Source organism: uncultured Cyclobacterium sp. (genome assembly GCF_963976465.1).
Taxonomy (GTDB): domain Bacteria; phylum Bacteroidota; class Bacteroidia; order Cytophagales; family Cyclobacteriaceae; genus Cyclobacterium.
In genome coordinates this window covers 1-6,837 of sequence record NZ_CAXBOC010000327.1, presented here as the reverse complement: position 1 = coordinate 6,837, position 6,837 = coordinate 1, and the positions used below count along the sequence as shown (strand labels likewise).

At 38.5% G+C, this 6,837-nt stretch carries 8 protein-coding genes; all 8 read left to right on the top strand.

Annotated features, from left to right (window positions below):
• The first annotated feature begins 95 nt into the window (after positions 1 to 95).
• Entirely contained in the window at positions 96 to 1,289 is a 1,194-nt protein-coding gene (locus AAC037_RS16890) for a hypothetical protein (protein ID WP_339904198.1), read from the top strand.
• Between the two features lie 37 nt (positions 1,290 to 1,326).
• Positions 1,327 to 2,463: a hypothetical protein gene (locus tag AAC037_RS16885; protein ID WP_339904197.1), complete on the top strand. Its 1,137-nt coding sequence runs from the start codon at positions 1,327 to 1,329 to the stop codon at positions 2,461 to 2,463.
• The gene (locus tag AAC037_RS16880; RefSeq protein ID WP_339904195.1) at positions 2,460 to 3,428 is read left to right on the top strand and encodes a polysaccharide deacetylase family protein; all 969 of its coding nucleotides are present in this window, start codon (positions 2,460 to 2,462) and stop codon (positions 3,426 to 3,428) included. The genes AAC037_RS16885 and AAC037_RS16880 overlap by 4 nt, the downstream gene beginning before the upstream one ends.
• Positions 3,429 to 3,662: 234 nt before the next feature.
• Positions 3,663 to 3,962: a hypothetical protein gene (locus AAC037_RS16875; protein ID WP_339904194.1), complete on the top strand. Its 300-nt coding sequence runs from the start codon at positions 3,663 to 3,665 to the stop codon at positions 3,960 to 3,962.
• An 85-nt stretch (positions 3,963 to 4,047) separates the two neighbouring features.
• Positions 4,048 to 4,410 carry a methylglyoxal synthase gene (locus AAC037_RS16870; RefSeq protein WP_339904193.1) on the top strand — a complete coding sequence of 121 codons (363 nt, stop codon included), beginning with the start codon at positions 4,048 to 4,050 and terminating at the stop codon, positions 4,408 to 4,410.
• 25 nt (positions 4,411 to 4,435) lie between these two features.
• Positions 4,436 to 5,428, top strand: a complete 993-nt coding sequence (gene pfkA, locus AAC037_RS16865) for a 6-phosphofructokinase (protein ID WP_303614404.1) — start codon at positions 4,436 to 4,438, stop codon at positions 5,426 to 5,428.
• A gap of 235 nt (positions 5,429 to 5,663) precedes the next feature.
• On the top strand, positions 5,664 to 6,635 hold the full coding sequence (locus AAC037_RS16860) for a hypothetical protein (protein ID WP_339904192.1): 972 nt from the start codon (positions 5,664 to 5,666) through the stop codon (positions 6,633 to 6,635).
• Positions 6,583 to 6,837 (top strand): enolase C-terminal domain-like protein (locus tag AAC037_RS16855; protein WP_339904191.1); only part of this gene is annotated, 255 nt, incomplete at its 3' end. The genes AAC037_RS16860 and AAC037_RS16855, both read left to right, overlap by 53 nt.

Genomic DNA, 6,837 nt, shown 5'->3' with positions numbered 1-6,837 from the left:
AGAAATTTTATGAGGTATAAGCAATTGGTTGAACAAGAATTGGATGGTAAATGACCTATTAAAGGGTTGTATCTTCTAAATCAATGAGAAAAACCATGAAAATTCTTTTCATTTCCTGGGATTCTGATCAAACGAATTATATGGAAAATCTGTTTTTTCCAATTTTTGAGGGGCTGCAAAAAGAAATGGACTGCCAATTTTTTGTGCTTCAATTTTCTTGGGCTGATGCGGCAGAGGTGAATAGAATTGCAAATATTGCCGAGGGACTAAAGATCAATTATCAACAGCAGCAGGTAAGGCGAAAGCCACATCCAATTTTAGGTACCCTGCTCACTACGCAACTTGGCCAAATTGCAATTAAACGTATGGTTATTAAATACGGCATTACCCATCTTATGCCTCGGTCTACCATGCCGGCCATGATGGTTAATTCAATTTTTAAATGGGCGAAAAACAGGGGGATTAAAATTGTTTTTGATGCTGACGGGTTACCTATTCAAGAAAGGGTTGATTATGCCGGGTTAAAAGAAAGTAGTTTACAATTCCAATGGCTAAAAAAAACTGAAACGAAGTTGCTCAAACTATCTGATATTGTATTGGTACGCTCAACTTTGGCCATATATGAACACTTAAAAAATATTGGGCAAACCCATAAACCCAAGTTTTTTAAAGTAAGCAATGGAAGAATTAAAAACCGGTTTAAGCCCAATCCGGTGATTAGGGAAAAAATTAGAGAAGACCTTAATATTATGCCTGAATCAATATTGTGGTTGTATTCGGGAGGTATCGGTCCACAGTATCTTGTAGGAGAGATGTTGCAATTGTTTGAGACTTACCATATTCGTCATCCTGAAAGTAAGTTTCTTTTTCTAATTAGAAACGCTACTTCTCTAGCTGAAGCTATCCCCAATCACTTAAAGCAAGCCATTTTAATAAAAACAGTCAATTACGAGGATTTGCCTGCCTATTATGCCGCGGCAGACTTGGGAGTTAGTTTAAGAAAACCAGCACCAAGTCTTGCAGGGATAGCACCCATCAAAGTAAGCGAGTATTTATTGGCCGGTTTACCAATTATATGTTCCAAAGGAATCGGTGATTTGGATGAAATGATTGGTGAGGAACCTTATTGTTTTATTTACCCACCAATTGATAAAATGGACTTAATTAAATGGCTTAAGGATGTAAAGGAGATTTCCAGAGAACAGATTAGGGCACAATCTATCCCAAGCTTTGCTTTAGAAAATAGCATAAATGAATACAAGCATGCGCTGAAGTCTTCAAATTTGTAGGAGGATGTTAGGGGATATTCTTTTTATTTTTTTTTTGATGATGGTCACCTGCTATGGCATTAAAATTTGGGCGCATTCGCAAGGCTTTTCATCAAACCAAACTGCTTGGTTATTTGGTTTATGGATTTATCACCTTTTAATTGGGCTTGTTTTTTACCGATATATCCTTGCCAATGGCGGAGACAGTTACAGGTACTGGGCTATTGATTCAGGGAGTCCTGTAACCTCCAAAGGCTGGTGGGATTTAATTGGCACCGGCACCAATTTTATGTATTGGTTCAATTACCCCTTTTCTCAAATGGCAGGATTGGGGTATTTATCCGGCACCTTTCTGTATGCTAGCCTTTCTTATTTTGGATTTTTATTGGCATTCCAACTGTTAAACGCAAGTTCCAATAAATTCAGAGATAAGGTTTTCTCCCAGGTGATTGCATTGATTTTGTTTTTCCCGAATGTTCATTTTTGGACTGCCGGCATTGGTAAAGAGGCATTTTTATGGTTGGGGCTGTTAATGGTTTTAGCAGGAATCCACTTCTTTTCTGATAAATTTTTATTAATAATAGCTGGCCTACTGCTCTCATTAATGGTCAGACCTATTCAAGGGTTGGTCTTAACCATTTCAGTCTTAATGGTTTTGCCATTTCATAAAACACTTTTACCTTACCGAAAAAAAATCTTCCCTTTGGCTATTTTTATGATTTTGTCAATTTTTGCCTATCGATACATAAAAGGCAGTTTGATTTATGGTTTTAACTTGAAATGGATAGGGGACATATTGGATTGGCAAAATCAATTTCTAGCCTCATTTGGAGGTAAAAGTTCAGTGGATATGCAGGGCTATAACTGGATTGAAAAATTGGTGACCGTATTTTTTAGGCCTTTTATTTGGGAAGCCAGTCATTTTTGGTCTATGGCTGCAGGGGTTGAAAATACTTTTCTGGTAGTCATATTTTGTTTTGCAGTATATAGTCTATTTTATTTAAAAGGTCGAATTAAATTACCCTTGTACCTTTGGACAGCACTGATATATGGGATGCTTTTATCTGTCTTATACAGCATTACCTTAAATAATTTGGGCATTATCATGAGAATGAAAAGCATATACTTCCCATTTTTTATTATTATTGCCTTTCATCTTTATTATAAATTAGCCAATAAAAGGGCCAAAGTATGACTCGTCCAACCTTAATCATATCCTTGGATTTTGAGCTTCATTGGGGGCGGTTTGATAAAGTGCCTATCAAAGCCTACGATGCTTATTACCAAACTACGAAACGGATTGTGCCTCAGTTATTGTCCTTATTTGAGAAATATAAGGTAGAAGTTACCTGGGCAACGGTGGGGATGTTGATGGCGGATGGTCCGGAGGAGTGGTTGAAGTTCAGCCCTGAAGTAAAGCCTAGCTATCAAAACTTAAACCTTTCTGCATATAAGTGGTATAAGGCAACAAATGAAACCAATAGTACCCTCTTTGCTCCTGATTTAGTTAAAGCAATTATTGAAACGCCTGGACAGGAATTGGCAAGCCATACTTTCTCGCATTATTATACAATGGAAAAAGGACAGGATAAGTTGACCTTCCAAGCAGATTTGAAGGCGGCCCAAAAAATCGCTCAGGAAAAATTTGGTGTTAAGCTAAGCTCTTTGGTATTTCCTCGCAATCAGTTCAACACTGAGGCCATTCAGGCCGCAGGAGAATTGGGCTTTAATTCAGTTAGAACAAACCCTGTGGATTGGTTTTGGAAAACGCCGGAAAAGGGAGAGTTGCTTAAAAGAATATGTAGGACCTCTGACTCCATACTATCTTTAGGCAAAAAAACATCTTATCAACTGCAAGAGCAAAAGTCTAAAAAACCGATTTTAATACCTGCTTCTCGATTTTTGAGGCCCTATCAATCCAAGCTTGGGAGGATTAACCAAATGAAGGTAAATAGGGTCATAGAGGAGATGAGTACTGCTGCTAAAAACAATGAGGTCTACCATCTTTGGTGGCACCCCTACAACCACGGTAATTACCCTGATGCAAGCTTAATTGAGGTGGAACAAATCCTTAAACATTTTGCTTTTTGTAGAGAAAAATACAATATGCAATCCAAAAGCATGTATGGGCTTGCTCAAGCGCTACAACAGGTATGTTAATCTTGCAGTAATTAATTGAGCGAGGTGATTTTTTATTTTTTATAAAAACCCGTAGAAGCTAGCCATCCCATTACACTAATTTTCCTTTTTTTCTCCAATGTCTTTTTCTTTGCCACTTAGGCGCTTAAAGAATCTAAGTCCTATTTATGGCGGAATTGTACTCAATTTTAGCTTTAATATTTGCCCCCTTGATGAATTAGTATTTATTTTGGCCTTGCTTAAAAACTAGTCACTATGAATTTATCAAAATTTAAAGCCAGCATTCACGAAGGGAAAATGCCTGAAGGAATGACTGTTTATTTACAGTCTTTATGGTTGGATGGCAATGGAGATTGGACCAAAGCCCATGGGTTAATTGACCAAATGGAAGATGACGACGCCGCTTTTTTGCATGCCTACCTGCATAGGAAAGAAGGGGATTTAGGAAATGCTTCCTACTGGTATAGCAGAGCAGGCAAAAATAAACCTTCTATAAGTCTTGAACAGGAATGGGAGCAAATGGTTTTGTATTTTTTAGATCGGGTAAAAAAATAATAAATTTTATTTTTCTAATAAGTAAACTATTGTTTGCCTTTTCTGTGTTAACGGTAAATATTGAAATTCAATTTAGCATGATATAATGAAGATAGCATTAATAGCCCATGATGGGAAAAAAGCAGATATGGTGCATTTTATAGGTGGCTGCAAACCTGCATTGAAGGGGATTACACTTGTTGCCACCGGAACTACCGGATCACATATAGAAAAAGCCGGATTTCAAGTTGAAAAATTACTTTCCGGACCAATGGGAGGGGATGCCCAAATAGGTGCCATGGTGGCACAAAAGGAATTGGATATGGTGATTTTCTTTAGGGATCCTCTAGGAAAACACCCACACGAGCCGGATGTTCAAATGCTAATGAGAATTTGTGATGTTCACAATGTTCCATTGGCCACCAACCTGGCTGCAGCAGAGCTTATGATAAAATATTTCAATAAGTAATTGAAGGACCCTTTAGTAATAGAAAATGCAAGACCAACCTAAAAACATTAAAAAAATTGGTGTATTGACCTCCGGAGGTGATGCTCCGGGAATGAATGCTGCCATCCGGGCGGTGGTTCGGGCCGGGTTTTATTATAATTTGGAGGTATATGGTATTTACCGTGGTTATGAAGGGATGATCAATAATGACATCAGAAAACTCGACAGCAGATCCATTGCTCATGTCTTGGAGAGAGGTGGGACCTTTTTAAAGTCAGCTAGAAGCCTTGAATTTCGTACGCCAGAAGGAAGAAAAAAAGCCTACGAAAACCTAAAAAGTCATGGCATTGATGCCTTGGTGGTGATCGGTGGAGATGGATCTCTTACCGGTGCTCACTTGTTTTATAAAGAATTTGGTATTCCGGCTGTTGGGCTTCCCGGAACCATTGATAATGATTTGTTTGGAACAGATTTGACCATTGGGTTTGATACGGCATGCAATACCGCCATTGAGGCAATTGATAAAATTAGGGATACAGCTACCTCACATGACCGTTTATTTTTTGTAGAGGTTATGGGAAGAGATGCCGGTTTTATCGCCATCAATGCGGGAATAGGAAGTGCCGCTGCCGCAATACTTATACCTGAGAAGAAATTCCCTGTTGAAAAACTGATTGACCGATTAAAATTCAGAGAGAAAGCCAAAAAAGAGAGTAATATTGTTATAGTGGCTGAAGGAGGAAAAAGTGGGGGTGCACAAGAAATCTCTGAAAAGGTGAAGAAGATTTTGCCTACCTACGACATTAAAGTAACTATTCTTGGACACCTTCAAAGAGGAGGGGCACCTTCCTCCTTTGATAGAATTTTGTCCAGTAAATTAGGTGTTTCTGCGGTGGAAGGCTTGCTCAAAGGTAAGTACGATGTGATGGTGGGGATTATTAATAACAAAATTGTATACACCCCTATCAAAAGGGCCATCATAGATGACAAAGAAGTGGACGATGAAGACCTTCGCATTGCAGGTATTCTTTCCACCTGATTTAATTTAAAATATTTGAAGGGGAAAAAAGACATGATATGTCCTTTAAATGATTTCTTTGTTATGCTCTAATACCATAAATAGCTTAATAAAGCAGTTCATAGGGAAAAACAGCCACTGAAAATCAGTGGCTGTTTTTGTTTTGTAATAATTTTAAATTGCTATCATTTTTGAGCATATTGTGTTTTCAATAATTTATTTAATATTATCCATACCCAAAACAAACCTATTAAGTATGAAAAAAAATACAGAATACTTACAACAGCGTTTTCAAGATGAAAAAAACGCAAAAATAAACCCTACAGAAAAGCCACAACCATTATTTGAGGAGCCTAAAAATGAAAGACGATCCTTTTTTAAAAAAGCTGTCCTAGGAGGAATTAGTTTAGGGGGAATGATGTCATTGCCTATGGAAGACACATTGGCTCACACCACTTCTAAAGTGAATCGTCTGTCTAATCCCTCAGACCTTAAAATTACCGACATGCGCATTGCCCAATATGGAAATGTGCCTTTACTAAAGATTTATACCAATCAGGGGATTCATGGCTTGGGAGATGTTAGGGATGGTGCGGATAAGCGCTATGCTTTGATGTTAAAAAGTAGAATATTGGGAGAAAACCCATGTAATATTGAAAAAATATTCAAGAGTATTGAGCAATTTGGATGGCATGGCAGACAAGGCGGAGGGGTTTCAGGTGTGGAAATGGCGCTTTGGGATCTTGCAGGGAAAGCCTATGGGGTACCACTTTATCAGCTACTAGGAGGCAAATTCAGGGATAAAGTTAGAATTTATGTAGATACACCTACGGTTCGGGATCCTGATGAATTTGCAAATAAAATGAAGAGTCGTGTAGACATGGGCTATACCATGTTGAAAATGGATATTGGTATAGGGCTAATCAAGGATCAAAAAGACACCTTAACCAATAAATCCCCTTGGGGGCCAATGAGGGGATGGTCAGATACAGATGTGATGAGTTATACACAAACTCCCCATCAATTTACCCATGTTCAAATTACACCCAAGGGCCTAGAGAAAATGGTTGAATATGCAGCCAAAGCCAGGGAGAAGGTAGGCTTTGAAATTCCTTTGGCCATCGACCATTTTGGTCATATGGGATACAATGAAATGATCAAATTGGCCAATGCTTTTGAACCTTACAATTCCTTGGCAAAATACCGAACAGTGGAAGCGTGTTACTGAATCCATTACCACCCCTACACTTACGGGAGAGGATGCTTACCATAAAAAGAATTTTAAAGATCTCATAGAGAATAGGGCAGTGGATTTGGTTCACCCGGATCCGGGGAGTGTTGGAGGATACCTTCAAACCAAAAAGGTTGGTGACTATGCTGAAGAGTATGGAATAGGTATGGCCCTTCATCATGCAGCTTCACCCATTACC

Excerpts from the sequence above, each read along its gene's own strand:
- AAC037_RS16870 (WP_339904193.1), top strand. The coding sequence starts at position 4,048 with ATGAAGATAGCATTAATAGCCCATGATGGGAAAAAAGCAGATATGGTG.
- pfkA (WP_303614404.1), top strand. The coding sequence starts at position 4,436 with ATGCAAGACCAACCTAAAAACATTAAAAAAATTGGTGTATTGACCTCC.
- AAC037_RS16860 (WP_339904192.1), top strand. The coding sequence starts at position 5,664 with ATGAAAAAAAATACAGAATACTTACAACAGCGTTTTCAAGATGAAAAA.
- AAC037_RS16875 (WP_339904194.1), top strand. The coding sequence starts at position 3,663 with ATGAATTTATCAAAATTTAAAGCCAGCATTCACGAAGGGAAAATGCCT.
- AAC037_RS16890 (WP_339904198.1), top strand. The coding sequence starts at position 96 with ATGAAAATTCTTTTCATTTCCTGGGATTCTGATCAAACGAATTATATG.
- AAC037_RS16880 (WP_339904195.1), top strand. The coding sequence starts at position 2,460 with ATGACTCGTCCAACCTTAATCATATCCTTGGATTTTGAGCTTCATTGG.
- AAC037_RS16885 (WP_339904197.1), top strand. The coding sequence starts at position 1,327 with ATGATGGTCACCTGCTATGGCATTAAAATTTGGGCGCATTCGCAAGGC.